The sequence below is a fragment of the Legionella sheltonii genome, from assembly GCF_026191355.1.
GTDB lineage: Bacteria > Pseudomonadota > Gammaproteobacteria > Legionellales > Legionellaceae > Legionella > Legionella sheltonii.
This window is the reverse complement of record NZ_JAPHOQ010000009.1, coordinates 186803-201949: the sequence shown is the minus strand read 5'-3', so window position 1 is coordinate 201949 and position 15147 is coordinate 186803. Positions and strand designations below refer to the sequence as shown.

Genomic DNA, 15147 nt, shown 5'->3' with positions numbered 1-15147 from the left:
CTTTTACTCCTGATGTGCGACTATTTTGCAAAAAATTAGGGGCACATATGCCAAGACAAATACTCACTGATGAGATATGGATACAACTTGAAAAGACAATGCGATTTCACGGCTGCCATAAATGGAATAATGATCGTAGTGTTATGGAGGCCATTTTATGGAAACTACGCACAGGAGCGCCATGGCGCGATATTCCGAAAGAATTATGTCCATGGAAAACAGCTTATAATCGCTTCAATCGGTGGGCTGCAAAAGGATTATGGGCAGATTTTTTTTTGATGTACGAGGCGAAATTGATACGGAATGGGTATTCACCGATGGAAGTTACGTCCGCGCTCACCAGCATGCGAGTGGATCTCGGCTTGGAGAAGAGCGAGCCATTGGTAAGTCTAGAGGTGGAGCTACTACAAAGATTCATATTGCAGCCGATGCGCATGGAAATCCGATCGATTTTGAAATCACTGGGGGTCAAGTCCACGACTCCCAAGTTGCATGTAAAATAATAGAAAAAGTGGGCTCAGCAGATCATTTCATAGGCGATAAAGGTTATGACTCGGAGGATATTCGAGAAGAGGCCAGAAGTGCGGGAATGAACCCTGTTATTCCTCGGAAAACAAACAGTAAAAAACCTAACCCAGAGTTTGATTCATCTTTGTATAAATTACGCCATTTGGTGGAGAATCTTTTTGCTCGATTGAAACACTTTCGAAGTATTGCTACGCGCTTTGAAAAATTGGCACGAAACTTCAAATCGATGCTTTTTTTAGCATGTTCGATAATTTGGCTTAAATTGAAATGAGAAATTGGTGTAATGATGAACAAAAAGAATTTACAAATCGACAAATCTGTTCAATTAATAGCTTTAAATTGAGGACACGCCCTAGTATTAAGAAAAAGATTAAAAATTAATCGAGATGTTGTTCATGGGCTTTTCTCATGATGGTGCTGGGTTTCGCCATCTGTGCTGGGTAAAGACAAAACACCCAAGCCGTGGCGATACACCAACTCACCACCACGCCAGGCCGTAGAAAGCAACAGTCCCTGAACAAGAAACATTGCGATTAGAAACGAAAGGGTCATTGCTTTTTGCTTGTAATAGCGCCATAAAGACCAAATTGCAACGAGCCACATCACAACAGCAGTGGATAATGCCCAATTGCGATGACTCATCATGGCCAAATGCGCTGGTTCATCATGTTTAACGGTATTATAAGCATAGAGCCCTGCAAGAACGGTCAATATCGTTACTAAAGCGGCGCACCATAAACACCACCGGGCTACAATTTCAAATTCTATCGTCATTTTATTTGGAACGAGATGCGTGTATTTAGATATATACGTCAGTAGATAGAAACCAAAAGCGGACGTAAATAACGCCACAGTAAAATGCACTAAAATTGGATGCCAATTGGGTAGTATTTCAAACATTGTAAAATCCTTTTTATTTGTGGCTTTATCATACTGATACCAATTTCATTATGCTCTATTATTGATTATAAATACATCCTCCAAACCAGCACCTTAGGAATGATACACCATTGCTCATCGATAAAAGTTAATGAGTCCCCTAGCGTTGATATTGTTTTTAAGATTGCCTGTATCAGTTGTCTTGTCTCGAATAATGACTCGAGTATTTCCCATAACTGCGCTGTATTGTTTCTCAATGTATTTTATTCATCCAATTCGCCTTAGTATCTTCTTTATCGTTTACATCTCTTGTTTTATCAAGGCGTGCGGCCAACTGCCCTGCATCACTTAAGTTATTTTGCAATGTCTTTGTCGGATCATCCGATAACTCTTGTTTAAAGAATGCAGTGTATTCTACTCAATCAGTTTTTCAGTGAAATTGATGTTGCTAATCATTAGCCTTTATTTGGGATTGATAAGCCAACCAAAACAAAGGGGCTTGCTTTGCTAGATGGGCTCGACCAACGGTTAAATAAAAAACTCCTGGAACATGTGCCCTTAAACTTTATATAAATTGACGTCTTCCTTTAAATGTTTGACAATAGCATCCAATTTGTAAATAAATGCCATCATCTCTTTAATGCCACTAGAAAAAGTTGAAGTCGTGCGATTAATCTCATTCATACTTTCAACAATTTGTTCAATACCTACAGCTTCCTGACGGATGGCTACTTCAATGTGTTGACTGGAAATGGATGCTTCATTAATCATCTGATTTAATGTTTGAATCACCTCACCGGCTTTTTCGATGCATTTTGATCCTGAGTCAAGAGTCTTTGTGCCTTCTTCTGTAACGGTGACAGCTTTTTCAGTAGTTCGCCGAATGTCCTCAAGAATTTTTTGTACGTGCACGGTAGATTGTTCAGATTGTTCGGCAAGATTTTTTATTTCAGTGGCAACTGCTGCAAAACCTTTTCCTGCCTCACCCGCTTTTGATGCTTCAATCGATGCATTCAATGCCAACATCTTTGATTGTTGTGCAAGGGTATTTACTACCGAAGTAATGTCGCCAATTTGTTGGGTATGATTGCTTAAATCAAGAATGGTTTGTGCGATAAGCTTCATCTTTTCTTCTGATGCTTTGATGCCTTGGATGCTTTGCGCTCCCGATTCGGCACCCAGTTTTCCTTGTTCATACGTATTTTTAGCGGCCTCTCTTAAAGCTTGTGCTTTAACCATCGTTTTTTTTGAGCTCTTATCAATTTCTTCTAGAGAAGCACTGATTTCATTAATTGCAGTGGCTTGAGAAGTAATGCCCTCTGCTTGTTCATTCGCTGAAGAGAGAACCGTTTCAACCATAGTCACAATATCATTACTGACTTGAGTAATTTTTTTAGTAATGGACGCCAGACCATCGGTCATCAAATTTAAATCGTGACCAAGATCATGTAAAATATCTTCTTTATCAATCTCAAGACGCTCACGCAAATCTCCTGCAGCAACTTTACTGCTGTGTTCTCTAAATTTTTTCGATGAACTGACCAGTTTCTCAAAGAGTTCTCGAGATTCTTCTTCTTTAACAGGCCTAGCGCTCCGGAACTTGCGCCCTGACGCAAAAATTTAAAATATCAGATCGGAAAATCCCCGATAACATCATTATACTTATCTTGTGCATCGGCCAAGCTTAATTTGGAATAGATTTCCAGAGAGTCTCTTTTAGCATGACCTGAGTAGGGTTGAATAAAAGCATCATCGATATTTTTCTTCTTAAGCCAGGTAAATAAAAAATGCCTTAACTTATGAGGTGATATAGACCGCTCAATACCGGCAAGCTTAGTATATCTCATCAAAATTTTTCTAATTCCACGATCAGTATAGTGGCGTCGAAATCCTGACTCAAATAAAAATAGTCTGTTTTCATTTTTATATTGTTTCATATGAAGCGCCAAAGTTTCTTTAAATGCTGGCGAAAAAGGGACAACTCTATCTTTTTTTCCTTTACCTTGATTAATTTTTATTCGACAATTGGTTAAATCAACATCAGTTAATTGTATATTAATTAATTCACTAACCCTTATTCCTGTATAAAGCAAAACTTTAACGATAAGCATAGGAACAATATCATGAGACTCCCAAACTGCCTTATAAAAAAGCCTGATATCATCCTCAGTGGGTACGTAGGGTAAGCGCTTTGGTGTTGTAGTGACCTCGATATTCAGATTTTCTCTTACAAACCTGAATACATCTCGAAGATAATCATAATTAGGGTTCTGTGCTTTAAGCAAACTTGAAACCTTTTGAGCCATTTTTTTTGCTGATATTCGTTCCATTATGCGGCTACTCCATAATGAAGATGGGGCAAGCGTGTTGATAAATCTAACGGGAATAAGCCATATGGGTTTACGTGCTCATAAATAAGGGGTGTTAACGCTCTTTTATCTTCCGTCGTTAATTTATTTTTTAGTCCCTGCTCTTCTATGATTTGCTGAATCATTAAGGTATTGATATATACCATTGAGAGTTGTAAAAGATGTAAAGACAATACAGATAAGGTTTGTGCCTTCTCATGATTAGAGGATATCTCACCTGAACGGCCATAAAAAATGAACTTGGATACGCCATTCCAAAGCTCAACCACATTTAATCCTTCTTGAATTTCCTGTCTGATAGATTCATGCATCAAATAATTACAGATGAATATGGTTTTTAATACCTTACCTAATTGTGATAATGCTAAATACGCTGGATGTTTCAGATTGTTTTGATTAAAACGCCTAAGAATAGATTCAGGATCAGCATGACCAGCCTTCATTGCAGCAGTATATTTTACAATTTGGCTATATTGCTCTTTAATTAATTGCCAATTAATAGTGTCTGTAAGTACCGGTTGTAGATTTTTATACTTTTGATAATCTCCAAGTTCACATTGTGCCAGTTTTTGTTTGTTCAAATTCGCCAGTCGTGGCATTAAAGAAAATCCTAGAAGATGTGAAAAGGCAAAGCCAACCTCACTTTGGCCATGAGTATCAACATAATTTTTTTGAACCGACATTTCTGTACAGTGTCTTAGTACACCTTCAATCATGGCAGAAACCTCAGAGCTTGATACGCTTTTTAATTGAGAGTGGATGCAACAGGCATTTTTTTCAACATGCCAGTAAATCATCACGCCTCTTCCCCCGTAGCGATTATGGTATTCCGAAATCAAATTTTGAAAATAAGCTGAAAATTGCGTTGAATCACTGGCAACAGCTATAGGCATATCGCCCCATATATCTTTTAATCTGATTTTGAATAAAGCGTTTGCCACTTTGCTTAGCGCGTTTTTTAAGTTATCAGTGGATAAAAAGTAATTTTTGATGTGTCGAAGCTGGTACTCACTTACATGAGCATTTCCCGCACACATATGTTTTAACCCAACATTAGTTCCCATTCCATAAATAGACAATAAGATCCTTTCTGAAATTTCATTGGGTTTTAAATAAATTTTTTGGCCATAGGAAATAAAATCATGAGTAAACTGGTTTTCTAAATCGACCTCTTTAATCATATCAATAAGATTGGTTCCTTCCCATTTTTCCTGTAAATGTTTTTTTATAATTCCAATATTGTTTGATTCTGCCTGGGGTGTAAGAGGAGTTACGATAATACGACCGCCATTTTGGGGGCTAATTCGAACTTTCGTATTTTTGGGAATATTACCATTTAAAGCAGCTAATGCATTTGTGTGGCGCTGTTTTAATTGTTCAATAAATACATCACCGTCAAGGGGCAAAGAAAGTTCATCAAAATACACTTCTTTGTCTTCTTCAAAATTATTTGGCAAATCCTCATCTGGGTTTCGGTGTTTAAATGACGATTCAATCCATATTTCACGGCATCTAATCCTGTCTGCAAGTTTTTTTAGTACATAGACTTCATAACAAATACGTTTAATTTTTCCGCTAGTTGGATCAATAATACGCTTTTTCCATTTATCTGGTAAACAATCTAGAGGTACCTCTTCATTGTCTGGAAAATAAGTTTTGTTGCTGTCAAAATATTTTTTAATGAGTGCCAATGCATCGAGTATTGGTTGATGCTCTGAATTATTGGAGCGAAAAACGATATTTTCTAATAAAGGCTGAACCATGCGCCGATAATAAGTGGCATAAGAACTTCTAATCTGTTGATGCAGTAGACTCTGGTATTTTGGTCCTTTTTTCTTATATTCATCAATGATATTTTTTAGCTTATCCTGACCAACAATAGGAAAAATTTTATCTCGAATTGTTGCATCCGGCTGTTCCAAGCATACTTCGGCTATATTAAATAGAATAGTGTCTTTGCCATAGACTTTTTTTACATCATTGATAAGCTTTCTAACTACGCGCTTTTCCGATTTATGAATCACGTTACGGATGATGCGGTTAAACATATCAATCGTTTTATCTATAACGTTTTCTTTTCGTGTGTGACAATGTATCATTAAATGAGCGCATCGCTTGTTATCAGTCATTTGTTTTAAATCACTCGGATTAAAACGTGTAAATGCTTCTGAATAATGAATGGTTCTTTTTCTTGGCATTAGTTGAATAGTGGCTGAATCAAAGTTAAATCGGTTTAAAATAGACAACTGTTCCATTAAATCTAATATTGAATCTAGTGAAGGATTATTAATTTCTTTATTTACCCATCCTAAATAGGATAGTCCTTCTTTGTAAGGCAATAATAAGCCATTCAATTGTGCTTCATCCGTTGTAGACAAAGAGTTCTTTAGTTTTTCAAATAAATCATTCTCAAATGCATTTGTGGCATCAACAATTACTCGTGCCATCGTTTTTTCTTTAAATGTCTCAATGCCTTTTTCTTTTAAATACTGTATTGCCTGATTTTTAATTTCCTCGTCAGATAAATAATGAGCCGGTAGCAGCTCGCTCTTTATCCATGCTTCAAGTTCTTTATAATGTGTTTTTTTAGAGAATGAAGTTTTAAAATATTTTCTAATCAACGACAGATAATTGTCGTAAGTTCTTGAGGATACTTCACAAATAACAGGTGGAATGTTAAGTTGGTTTGCAACTTGATTGATAATATAAGCTGGTAATTTCGTTAAGTCGCTGATGAATTGATGGCTTTTTTGGTAGTACTTAAAAAGTAAAGCGAATGCTAGTTGCTTACTTGTATGTCTTGTCTTTATAAAGTTAATTTCTTCTTGGGTTAAACCAAATTCATTCATTGTTAAATCGGATACACTCATTTTACCAGTTCCTAGAATAGCCAGAGTCGGAACTCAAATGGCAATATTCACTTAAATTTGTCGTTGTAATTTACCCAAATCCGATGGTAATATCAACCACAATTTTAAAGTAGGAACTCAATATGAATAATAAAAAATTACCCACAGTTCCTGAGGTAACTCAAGAGGAATTTACTAAAATAATGGATATCGTTAAAAAATTGTGCCAAGAACACTTAAATGAGGAATACCACGAATTAGCTCAAGAGCTAGCATCCAAGTTAGCTAGAAAGAGACCGTCACCGTTATTGTCTGGACGAAGCAATACCTGGGCGGCAGGAATCATACATGCATTGGGCATGATAAATTTTTTATTCGATAAATCTCAAGATCCATATCTTTCATCCAAAGAATTGGCAGATTGGTTTGGGCTATCACAAAATACGATAGGTGCTAAAAGCAAATCTATACGTGATATGTTTAAAATGAGACAGATGGATCCAGCATGGACTTTACGCAGTAATTTGGATAATAACCCTATGGTATGGATGATTATGGTGAATGGTTTTATTATCGATGCCAGAAGAGCTACCTATGAAATCCAAGAGCAAGCATATAGAGCGGGCATTATTCCTTATATTCCATCAAACAAAACAACTGCTTAGGTAATTAATTTATCAATATTTGATATATATCAAAAAAGGATATACAATACTATTATGGTCTGGAAAATAATAATACCAACCAAAGTTGGAAAAAAAATATTAAAGCTACCAAAATCGGTTCAGGCTGCCGTGTTATTGTTGGTTCGCGATCTTGAACATCATGGCCCAGCGACTGGTGGGGGTTGGAAAAATTATAGCAAGTTACAAGGTATGCCCGGAGATAAACGCCACTGCCATCTGAGTAAAGGGAAACCAACTTATGTATGCTGTTGGGAAGTTATCGATAAAAAATTGAAAATTACGGAGATATATTATGTCGGCACTCACGAAAAAGCACCATACTGATGATGTTGCCAAAATATCTTGGCATGGGGGACTTTATGCGGTTCCAATTGAAGTGATGGAACGTTATAAAGTTACATCTGATGATAAGTACATTTCGATTGATGATCTATTTAGCGAGTTGACTCAAGAATCTGGTGAACCAAGTGTGTTATTAAAAGGCTTAAGATATCGGGAGGGATTGAGCCAGATTGATTTTGCTAAAAAATTAAACGTCAGTCAAACCAATCTTTCTGCCATGGAAAATGGAAGACGTGCTATCGGTAAAGAACTTGCGAAGCGAATCGCTGATCTTTTTGAAGTAGATTACCGAATCTTTCTATGAAACGGTGTTATTTTTAAATTTTTGCGTCAGGGCGCAAGTTCCGGAGCGCTAGGCCTAACACGGAGAATTTCTTCATTTTTTCTAATGGCTTCTTGCATCGCTTTAAGCGATAAAAGCAGTTTTCCTAATTTATCTCTAGATTGAATCTGGATAACGACATCTCGCTCCCCTGCAGCAATTCGTTCCGCCATATCAATTGCCTTATCTACTGGAGTTGCGATAGCACGTCGAGTCGAGTAGGGTACAACAAGGGTGAGAATAATGGCTAAAATTAATAACCAATAAGCAGAGTTTTTTAAAGAAATTAAGCTGTTATCTATTTTATTAACATTTTTGCCTATTTCACGCGCTAAGTCGCTGAACAACCCGCTCGTTCTTTTGCCCATCTCTTCAGAATATGGACCATCAATGGTATCAATCATTGATTTTTCAAGAGCTCTTGTCTTATTTCTACTGTTTTCTACATTATGACCCCGGGCCGGGATCCTGGTAAAAAAGGGTCATGATTAAATTTGGTACACTATTTGGTTTAATCTGGGATCAATCATAGATTTAATGCTTTAAACATTTTCAAAGCAAGTTGATTATAGTTTTGTGTGTGCAACATTGGCATTGATCAAAATAATCCAAACAAAAAACTTATGAAGTTTATCTGTCACTAACTTGAAGGGGTTCGATACCTCTGATAGGAATGAATAACTCTTCCTCAGAATCAGGATGTTCTCCTATATATTTATCACCCATTATCGCAAAGTGTGGCCTTTCATCAAGTGCAAAACCAGATTCTTTTATCCATTGATAATATATATAATAAAAGGTTTTTTCAGCTTCACTAGGCTTACCGATATAAGTGAATATTGCATAAAGGCCTGCGGGTATAGTTAAAACTTCCAGGTTTTCTGGAAGATTTTCGCTGATATCAGCTTCTACAGCGGCATATTTCTGAAATGTAGTTGTTGGATCAAAGTTTTTAAAAAAATTTGTCTTAGGGAAAATCTGAACTGAATATTTAAAGTTATTTTTTTTATTTGGAATATTTTTTATAGCAGGGCTAAAACTCCGCCACAGTTGCCCCGTTTTATCTTCTGCAAATGACATATCACACTTAGATGCAATAAGTTTTATTTCAGCTATTATGCTTATATTTGGTTCTAAACTTTTTAAGTTAATATTGTTCACGTTTAATTACCCTATAATCTGGATCTCAAATCCATCAAGCAAATGAATCGCATCAGGCAAACTGAACTTTGCTTTTTTAATATCATTTTGAGTTGGATTAATGGAATAGCTGTGAGCTTCCGTAAAATCAGAAGCATACAACTTTGTGTGCACAAATTGGCTTTTTTCGAAGTCAGTTAGCTTAAAGTTGGCACGTCTTAAATCTGCTTCTCTAAAATCAACATCATGTGCAATACAAGCTTCAATAATCAGTTCTTGCAGTTCCAGACCATAAAAACTCGAATGCGATATAATAGAATTGTAAAACTGAAACGGGCTGGATAACCGAATATGTGGCCAGTTCAGCATAGTCCAATTAACGCCTGTTACTTTTGATTCGAAAAAAGTAACATTGTTAAGTGAGGATGCTTTGAATTGAACCGCACTTAGATTGCAATTATTGAACTCACAGTCAACAAATTTACAGCGAATGAACTGGGACTCAGAAAAATTTGCATTGATAAATCGGCATCCTTCAAATAGCTTATCCTCAATTATTATAGAAGGATAACTTAAGCTAGAAAAATTCTGCTCATAAAATTCAGTATTGCTTGAAAAAACAGTAGTTTTCACTGAACTATGCCTCTGACTTAATATGCTCAATAATTTTTTGAACAGACTCATCCACGGTATGCCTTGAAGTATCAACCAACATAGATATTGATTCCCAAGGTTCATAATCTCTATTTAGAACATCGTTCCATGTAAGTAGCTTATGACCATCTATATCTGCTACTCTCTGTTCTACCCTGTCTTGATGTTCCATTTTATCAGAACAAATTAATGCAATTTCAACAAAAACGGTATTTGCTTCTTTCGCAACTTGGCGCCAATCATTGCGCGTAATGGCAATTGGATTAACTGAATCAGCAATAACATCTAATCCCAAGGCTAAATTTTCTTTCGCGATAGCATAGCTTAATAAGTAACCCTCAGAACCTATTACTAATGAATCCGGGTAACCCTCTAAATTTTTTAAAGTTTGTTCAATAGTATCCACTCTTAAGTAAACGGCCTTTAAGCGCTTGGCCACTTCTTTTGAAATTGTTGTTTTACCAGTTCCTGGCAGTCCGCCAAAAATAATTAACATTATAATTCCTGTACTTGTGCGGATAAAATTCGTCTTACCGATGTTCGACCAATACCAAGTTTTTTAGCAATTTCAGATTTGCTCAATCCAGACTTAAATAAATGATTTATTTCAGATTCATACTGTTTTATTGTTGTAGGTCGACCGTGGTTTTTACCTTTTTGTCTTGCATGGGCAATACCTGATTTGACTCGCTCACGTAAAATCTCTCGCTCAAACTCTGCAAAGATTGCAAGTAACCCAGCCATTGCCCTTCCGGTAGCAGTAGTAAGATCTAATGCCTCTGTCAAAGAGATAAATCCAACACCCAATCCATTAAGTTCGTTAAGGGTACGAAATAGGTCATTTACAGACCGACCCCATCGATCTAACTTCCAAACAATAATAACATCAACTTGTCTGCGCTTAGCTTGATTGATAAGTTTGTCACGTAGAGGCCTGTTATCTTTTGCTCCTGATCCAATTTCTGTAATTTCACTTTCTATATGCCATTCACGTGCCTGAGCATATTTTTTCATTGCTTCAATTTGCAGATCTAACGTCTGTTGATCATGTGTTGAAACTCTGGCATAAATTCCTGCTTTCATACCTGGCCAAAAACCCCTTGAAATTTGTCTATCGAAAACCCTTTAAATATAAGGATCAAAAGTCTTGATTTTTACATGGCCATAAACTACTGTTTTCGGCCGCCACAAAAGATACCTTAAATTCACAATGACTGCAATTCACGACACTGCTTATCCAAGATTGAAACCAAATCCTGACGAACAGGAACTCAAACAGAATTTTTTGCCAATAAAAGCAGAGCTTGAACTACTCAATAAAAGCACCAGTGAGAAATCACCTCATAGCCGACTTGGTTTTATGCTTTCACTAAAATGTTATCAATGTTTAGGCTATCACATTCCAATCAACACAATTCCTAAACCGATTATCGAATATATTGCAAACTGCATTGATATCAAAGTGGATAAAGTAAAGCTACAAAATTACATGCAGCTCAAACAACGCAAGCGTCACAAAACAGTTATACGCAAATTTCTGTTCATCAATGAGTGCAAGCAGCAACGCAAGTCAATAATGAAGTCTGCTGGCTTAAAATCTGCGGCTATTAAAGAAAATTTAGCTGATATTATCAATGATATGCTTGAAGAACTAATCAAAAATAATTTTGAAATTCCGGCATTTTCAACATTGCTGAGACTTGCACGTGCTGCTCGAACTATAGTTAGCTCGGTACTGTACCAAAAAGTTAGCGACCAACTTACCGATGAGACTAAACAATTTTTTGATAAGTTATTGCTATCCACCTCACCAGTCCATGAGTTCACTAGTGGCTGGGAATATCTTAAACAAGAAATGAAAAAACCATCTGTCACAAACATTCGAGAATTTACAGATTACCTGGATCAGTTACGTAAGTGGCGAGATGAAAGCCCAATTGATCTTTCTGATATTCCTGAGCACCGTTTAGATCAATATGTTGCTGAAGCAATGGCTTTAGATATTGCCGATATGCGCCGTATTAAAGAAGCCAAAAGATATGCTTTATCAGCCATGTTGTTATATCATCAGTACGCAAAATCACTTGATAGCATTGTCACTGTGCTGACACGCTGGCTGCGTAAAATAAAAACTGATGCAGCGGAAGCGCTACAGGAAATCAGAAATTCCAACCAAAAAATAACAGATCAACTTATTGGCAGCCTTAAACAAGTTCTCGTCGCAAGCAAACAAACTGCCCGAACACCGGAAGAAAAATTAGTGCTTATTGAGCAAAGTTTGCCAAATGATATCGATGCTTCAATTGAAGCCTGCGAACAATATCTGGCTTATGCTGACGATAACGATTTACCTTTAATGTTGAAGTATTATCAAGCAAAAAGACATACTATGTTTCGTTTACTGAAGCAGATAGAGATCAAATCAGCTTCAAAAGATGTTCTAGTAGAAAAGTTAGTCGAATTCATATTGGTACACCAACGAACCCATGGAGAGTATGTTGAAATCAATCCAGAAGAGTTTAGCAATTTAGAATGGCTTGATGACCAATGGTTTCAGTTCATTACCGAGGGCAAGACCAAGCGTTACACCAATCAAATTCGAACCATTAATAAACAGAAGTTAGAATTGGCTATTTTTAGATTTGCCATGGATGAAATTAACTGTGCCGATGCCTTTGCTCTTAACAGCTATGAGAACGATGATCCCAATAAGCAATTTATTCCATGGGACGAATTTTACCAAAACCTAAAACCTTATGCTGAGCTGATAGGTAAGTCTGACGACCCTAGGCTATTTGTAAAAGAACTAAAGGAAGAGCATCAGCAAGCCGCTGAAAAGGTGAATCAAAATTTTGTCGATAATGAATATTTGAACATTATCAACGGTGAGCCAGTATTAAAGCGAGCTATCAGTAAGAAAGTGAGTCAGCAACAAGAAAAATTTTCAAAATTGGTAGCATCAAAAATGCCGTTGACGGATATCGTCTCTGTACTTACTGACGTGGAAAATTGGCTTGGTATCAGTCGCCATTTAAAGCCCTTATCAGGGTACGAACCCAAAATAGATGATTATGATTTACTCATGTTACGCACGATCTATTTTAAGCAGCCATATTTTTAAGCTCCCGCCATGCAAGCTGATTTGCTCTAAGGATCAATCTGTACTTAATGGCAAAATGATTTAATTGAGTTTTTATCTTCAACAATTCCAGCTTGCAGTATGCAATAATAGAAGCATAAATATGATTACACTGAGTTTTAACGGTTCGAGTGGGCGACTTGGTTAAGCTTGCATTTTGCTTAATTGATTTGTGATACTCTTCAATCCGCCACCGTTTCTGGTACACTTCATAAAGACGTTCGGCACTACTTGGCATGTCATTAGAAACAAGATAGAGAATTCCTGTTGAACCGTTTTCGTTTTTGAACACTTTTTTCAGGAGCCTCACGGGGAAGTCTAGGCCTTTAAGCCAGACTGTGTGGGCTACATCCTCTTCTAATTCTAAAGCTCTTACTTGTTGGTACCGTCCGTTTTTGGCCTCGTTTTCAGATAAAGCTAACGTGCGGTTAGATTTAATCCCAATGATAAACGATTTTTGAAGGTCTTTATGGATGTGAACCATATTGGCCTTCGAGCCAAACCAGTTGTCTGCAAGCACATAATCAAACATCACTTTATTGGTAATGGCCTGAGTAATCAGGTTTTGAAATAATTGATTTTTGGTAACCGATGATTTTCTTCTGGCTTGTTTGGTTTTAATATCACAATAGGCAACATCTTTTTTAATCACCTCATACCCTATGGGTACACTGAAGTCAGCATAGCGAACCATGCATGACAAGATGTTGATTCCTTTGAGCACGCTCCCTTTAGCATGAGAGTAATGCCAACAATTAATTTCATTCTCATCCGTGTAGGGTTTCTCTTCGATGGAGTCATCCAGTATTAAGACACCACCAACCGTTTCTTGCGACCTCACTGGCTTTTTTACATAGCGCCAAAGGGATTTTGAATCAAAAGACTCAAAACGAAGAAATCGAGTCACCTTGTCATGCGCAAATGCTCCATCAACCAAATCAGATAATCCGGTGGCTGTCGCATATTTGTTCTGACAAATTAAATAATCACTATAAAGATCAAGCATATCCATTTAACTTCCTCCCTAAAATAAGGACGAAATTCTAATGCTTTTTATTCAAACTACAAGGTCATGTGCGTAACATGAGTGATTTACGCTTTATTGCTACCAGTTTCGCATATGGTTGTAATGTTGGCCCAGTTCAAGCTGAACGATGCTTGAAAAAGTATTCACGTAAACAAATTGCTTGGCTATTCAATCACCACATTACTGAGCTGCGTCTCAATAAAATTAGTGAAGTCATTATCAAGGCATACAAACAGTTTGAGCTGCCTTATATTTGGGGCAATGGTGAAAGTGCTTCTGTTGATGGGACTTATTGGGATATGTATACCAATAATCTACTGGCAGAGCACCATATTCGTTATGGAAAATATGGTGGGATTGGCTATTATCACGTTTCTGATCAGTATGTTGCTTTGTTTGGAAACTTTATCCCGTGTGGTGTTTATGAGGCCATTTACATTTTCGATGGGATTTATGAAAGTGATGAAACCTTACGTCCAGATACAATCCATGGGGATACGCACGCGCAAAACGAAGTGGTATTTGGGTTTGCCTATTTGTTGGCAATAACACTTATGCCCAGAATACGTAGTTTCAAGCATCTCAATTTTTATCGACCAGCTGAAATGAATGAAAAATCATACCAACATATCAGTGATATTTTTATATCGAAAGAGCCCAACTGGCAACTCATAGAGTCAATGTACTACGATATGTTGCGCGTTGTTATGTCAATCCAAAGTGGCAAAATTAAAGCGTCAACTATATTGAAAAAGCTGCGCTCCAATAGCAAGAAGAATAAGCTGCATCAAGCGTTCCGTGAATTGGGGCGAGTAGTACGAACCATTTTTCTTTTAAAATATATTGCTGATGTTGATCTTCGTAAAAAGATTCAAGCAGCTACTTGTAAAAGTGAAGAGTTTAATGATTTTATTGATTGGATCACCTTTGGCAAAGACGGTGTTATTCACGAAAACAATAGTATAATTCAGCAAAAAATTATTGCGTTTGGCAGGATGGTTGCTAATGCGGTGATGTTCTACACTGTTGCCAACACAACCAATGTTTTGAACCAGGGGTTCTTTGCAGGAAGGTACGAAATTTCCCACAGACCCCATATAACCCTTTACCAGTCTAGGCTGCAGCCAATAAATCGATTTTTTTATTGCTCACTAATTTTTCTATAAGATCATGTAAATTAAGACATTCCTGATCGTTATAAAATTCATAAAT

The 15147-nt window shown here is 36.9% G+C and carries 15 protein-coding genes and 1 pseudogene; 6 read left to right on the top strand and 10 right to left on the bottom strand.

Features of this window, described 5'->3' with window-relative positions; genetic code table 11:
* Positions 1 to 47: 47 nt before the first annotated feature.
* Positions 48 to 799, top strand: a protein-coding gene (locus OQJ26_RS11880; RefSeq protein WP_416209942.1) for an IS5 family transposase whose coding sequence is annotated in 2 segments (ribosomal slippage) — positions 48 to 249 and positions 249 to 799 — 753 coding nt in all. Because the reading frame shifts where the segments join, the coding sequence is not laid out codon by codon here.
* Positions 800 to 921: 122 nt separating this feature from the next.
* Here OQJ26_RS11880 and OQJ26_RS11875 read toward each other — a convergent pair.
* From OQJ26_RS11875 to OQJ26_RS11860, 4 genes and pseudogenes are all read right to left on the bottom strand, one after another.
* Entirely contained in the window at positions 922 to 1428 is a 507-nt protein-coding gene (locus OQJ26_RS11875; RefSeq protein WP_265703984.1) for a DUF2231 domain-containing protein, read from the bottom strand.
* Positions 1429 to 1965: 537 nt separating this feature from the next.
* Positions 1966 to 2985, bottom strand: a pseudogene (locus tag OQJ26_RS11870) (methyl-accepting chemotaxis protein); the annotation flags it as partial.
* A 50-nt stretch (positions 2986 to 3035) separates the two neighbouring features.
* Positions 3036 to 3737, bottom strand: coding sequence for a tyrosine-type recombinase/integrase (locus OQJ26_RS11865; protein ID WP_058472556.1), 702 nt, complete (start codon positions 3735 to 3737; stop codon positions 3036 to 3038).
* Positions 3737 to 6646 carry a Tn3 family transposase gene (locus OQJ26_RS11860; protein ID WP_058472557.1) on the bottom strand — a complete coding sequence of 970 codons (2910 nt, stop codon included), beginning with the start codon at positions 6644 to 6646 and terminating at the stop codon, positions 3737 to 3739. The genes OQJ26_RS11865 and OQJ26_RS11860 overlap by 1 nt, the downstream gene beginning before the upstream one ends.
* A 122-nt stretch (positions 6647 to 6768) precedes the next feature.
* On the opposite strand from OQJ26_RS11860, the gene OQJ26_RS11855 reads away from it, so the two are divergent.
* The 3 genes from OQJ26_RS11855 to OQJ26_RS11845 are packed head-to-tail and all read left to right on the top strand — an operon-like array spanning position 6769 to position 7957.
* Positions 6769 to 7290: a DUF6398 domain-containing protein gene (locus tag OQJ26_RS11855; RefSeq protein WP_265703982.1), complete on the top strand. Its 522-nt coding sequence runs from the start codon at positions 6769 to 6771 to the stop codon at positions 7288 to 7290.
* A gap of 54 nt (positions 7291 to 7344) precedes the next feature.
* On the top strand, positions 7345 to 7635 hold the full coding sequence (locus OQJ26_RS11850) for a hypothetical protein (RefSeq protein WP_265703981.1): 291 nt from the start codon (positions 7345 to 7347) through the stop codon (positions 7633 to 7635).
* Positions 7604 to 7957, top strand: a complete 354-nt coding sequence (locus OQJ26_RS11845; RefSeq protein ID WP_265703980.1) for a helix-turn-helix transcriptional regulator — start codon at positions 7604 to 7606, stop codon at positions 7955 to 7957. The genes OQJ26_RS11850 and OQJ26_RS11845 overlap by 32 nt, the downstream gene beginning before the upstream one ends.
* Before the next feature lie 26 nt (positions 7958 to 7983).
* Here OQJ26_RS11845 and OQJ26_RS11840 read toward each other — a convergent pair whose 3' ends face one another.
* The 5 genes from OQJ26_RS11840 to OQJ26_RS11820 form a co-directional block, all read right to left on the bottom strand.
* Positions 7984 to 8379 carry a HAMP domain-containing protein gene (locus tag OQJ26_RS11840; RefSeq protein WP_265703979.1) on the bottom strand — a complete coding sequence of 132 codons (396 nt, stop codon included), beginning with the start codon at positions 8377 to 8379 and terminating at the stop codon, positions 7984 to 7986.
* A 226-nt stretch (positions 8380 to 8605) separates the two neighbouring features.
* Positions 8606 to 9136, bottom strand: a complete 531-nt coding sequence (locus OQJ26_RS11835; RefSeq protein WP_265703978.1) for a GyrI-like domain-containing protein — start codon at positions 9134 to 9136, stop codon at positions 8606 to 8608.
* A gap of 6 nt (positions 9137 to 9142) precedes the next feature.
* Complete coding sequence (locus tag OQJ26_RS11830) at positions 9143 to 9748, bottom strand: pentapeptide repeat-containing protein (RefSeq protein ID WP_265703977.1); 606 nt, start codon at positions 9746 to 9748, stop codon at positions 9143 to 9145.
* A 4-nt stretch (positions 9749 to 9752) separates the two neighbouring features.
* Positions 9753 to 10265, bottom strand: coding sequence for a P-loop nucleotide/nucleoside kinase family protein (locus tag OQJ26_RS11825; RefSeq protein WP_265703976.1), 513 nt, complete (start codon positions 10263 to 10265; stop codon positions 9753 to 9755).
* Positions 10265 to 10852, bottom strand: a complete 588-nt coding sequence (locus OQJ26_RS11820; RefSeq protein ID WP_265703975.1) for a recombinase family protein — start codon at positions 10850 to 10852, stop codon at positions 10265 to 10267. Before OQJ26_RS11820 ends, OQJ26_RS11825 begins: the two co-directional genes overlap by 1 nt.
* A 127-nt stretch (positions 10853 to 10979) precedes the next feature.
* Between OQJ26_RS11820 and OQJ26_RS11815 the strand changes: the two genes are divergently transcribed.
* Positions 10980 to 12890 (top strand): DUF4158 domain-containing protein, encoded by a 1911-nt coding sequence (locus OQJ26_RS11815; RefSeq protein WP_265703974.1) that lies wholly within the window; start codon positions 10980 to 10982, stop codon positions 12888 to 12890.
* Here the strand turns inward: OQJ26_RS11815 and OQJ26_RS11810 are convergent.
* Entirely contained in the window at positions 12871 to 13920 is a 1050-nt protein-coding gene (locus tag OQJ26_RS11810; RefSeq protein WP_265701959.1) for an IS701 family transposase, read from the bottom strand. The genes OQJ26_RS11815 and OQJ26_RS11810 overlap by 20 nt on opposite strands.
* Positions 13921 to 13991: 71 nt before the next feature.
* On the opposite strand from OQJ26_RS11810, the gene OQJ26_RS11805 reads away from it, so the two are divergent.
* A complete protein-coding gene (locus OQJ26_RS11805) occupies positions 13992 to 15101 on the top strand; it encodes a Tn3 family transposase (protein WP_265703973.1) in 1110 nt (369 codons plus the stop codon).
* Positions 15102 to 15147: the final 46 nt, after the last annotated feature.

Excerpts from the sequence above, each read along its gene's own strand:
- OQJ26_RS11805 (WP_265703973.1), top strand. The coding sequence starts at position 13,992 with ATGAGTGATTTACGCTTTATTGCTACCAGTTTCGCATATGGTTGTAAT.
- OQJ26_RS11820 (WP_265703975.1), bottom strand. The coding sequence starts at position 10,852 with ATGAAAGCAGGAATTTATGCCAGAGTTTCAACACATGATCAACAGACG.
- OQJ26_RS11815 (WP_265703974.1), top strand. The coding sequence starts at position 10,980 with ATGACTGCAATTCACGACACTGCTTATCCAAGATTGAAACCAAATCCT.
- OQJ26_RS11850 (WP_265703981.1), top strand. The coding sequence starts at position 7,345 with ATGGTCTGGAAAATAATAATACCAACCAAAGTTGGAAAAAAAATATTA.
- OQJ26_RS11865 (WP_058472556.1), bottom strand. The coding sequence starts at position 3,737 with ATGGAACGAATATCAGCAAAAAAAATGGCTCAAAAGGTTTCAAGTTTG.
- OQJ26_RS11875 (WP_265703984.1), bottom strand. The coding sequence starts at position 1,428 with ATGTTTGAAATACTACCCAATTGGCATCCAATTTTAGTGCATTTTACT.
- OQJ26_RS11810 (WP_265701959.1), bottom strand. The coding sequence starts at position 13,920 with ATGGATATGCTTGATCTTTATAGTGATTATTTAATTTGTCAGAACAAA.
- OQJ26_RS11855 (WP_265703982.1), top strand. The coding sequence starts at position 6,769 with ATGAATAATAAAAAATTACCCACAGTTCCTGAGGTAACTCAAGAGGAA.
- OQJ26_RS11825 (WP_265703976.1), bottom strand. The coding sequence starts at position 10,265 with ATGTTAATTATTTTTGGCGGACTGCCAGGAACTGGTAAAACAACAATT.
- OQJ26_RS11840 (WP_265703979.1), bottom strand. The coding sequence starts at position 8,379 with ATGATTGATACCATTGATGGTCCATATTCTGAAGAGATGGGCAAAAGA.
- OQJ26_RS11860 (WP_058472557.1), bottom strand. The coding sequence starts at position 6,646 with ATGAGTGTATCCGATTTAACAATGAATGAATTTGGTTTAACCCAAGAA.
- OQJ26_RS11845 (WP_265703980.1), top strand. The coding sequence starts at position 7,604 with ATGTCGGCACTCACGAAAAAGCACCATACTGATGATGTTGCCAAAATA.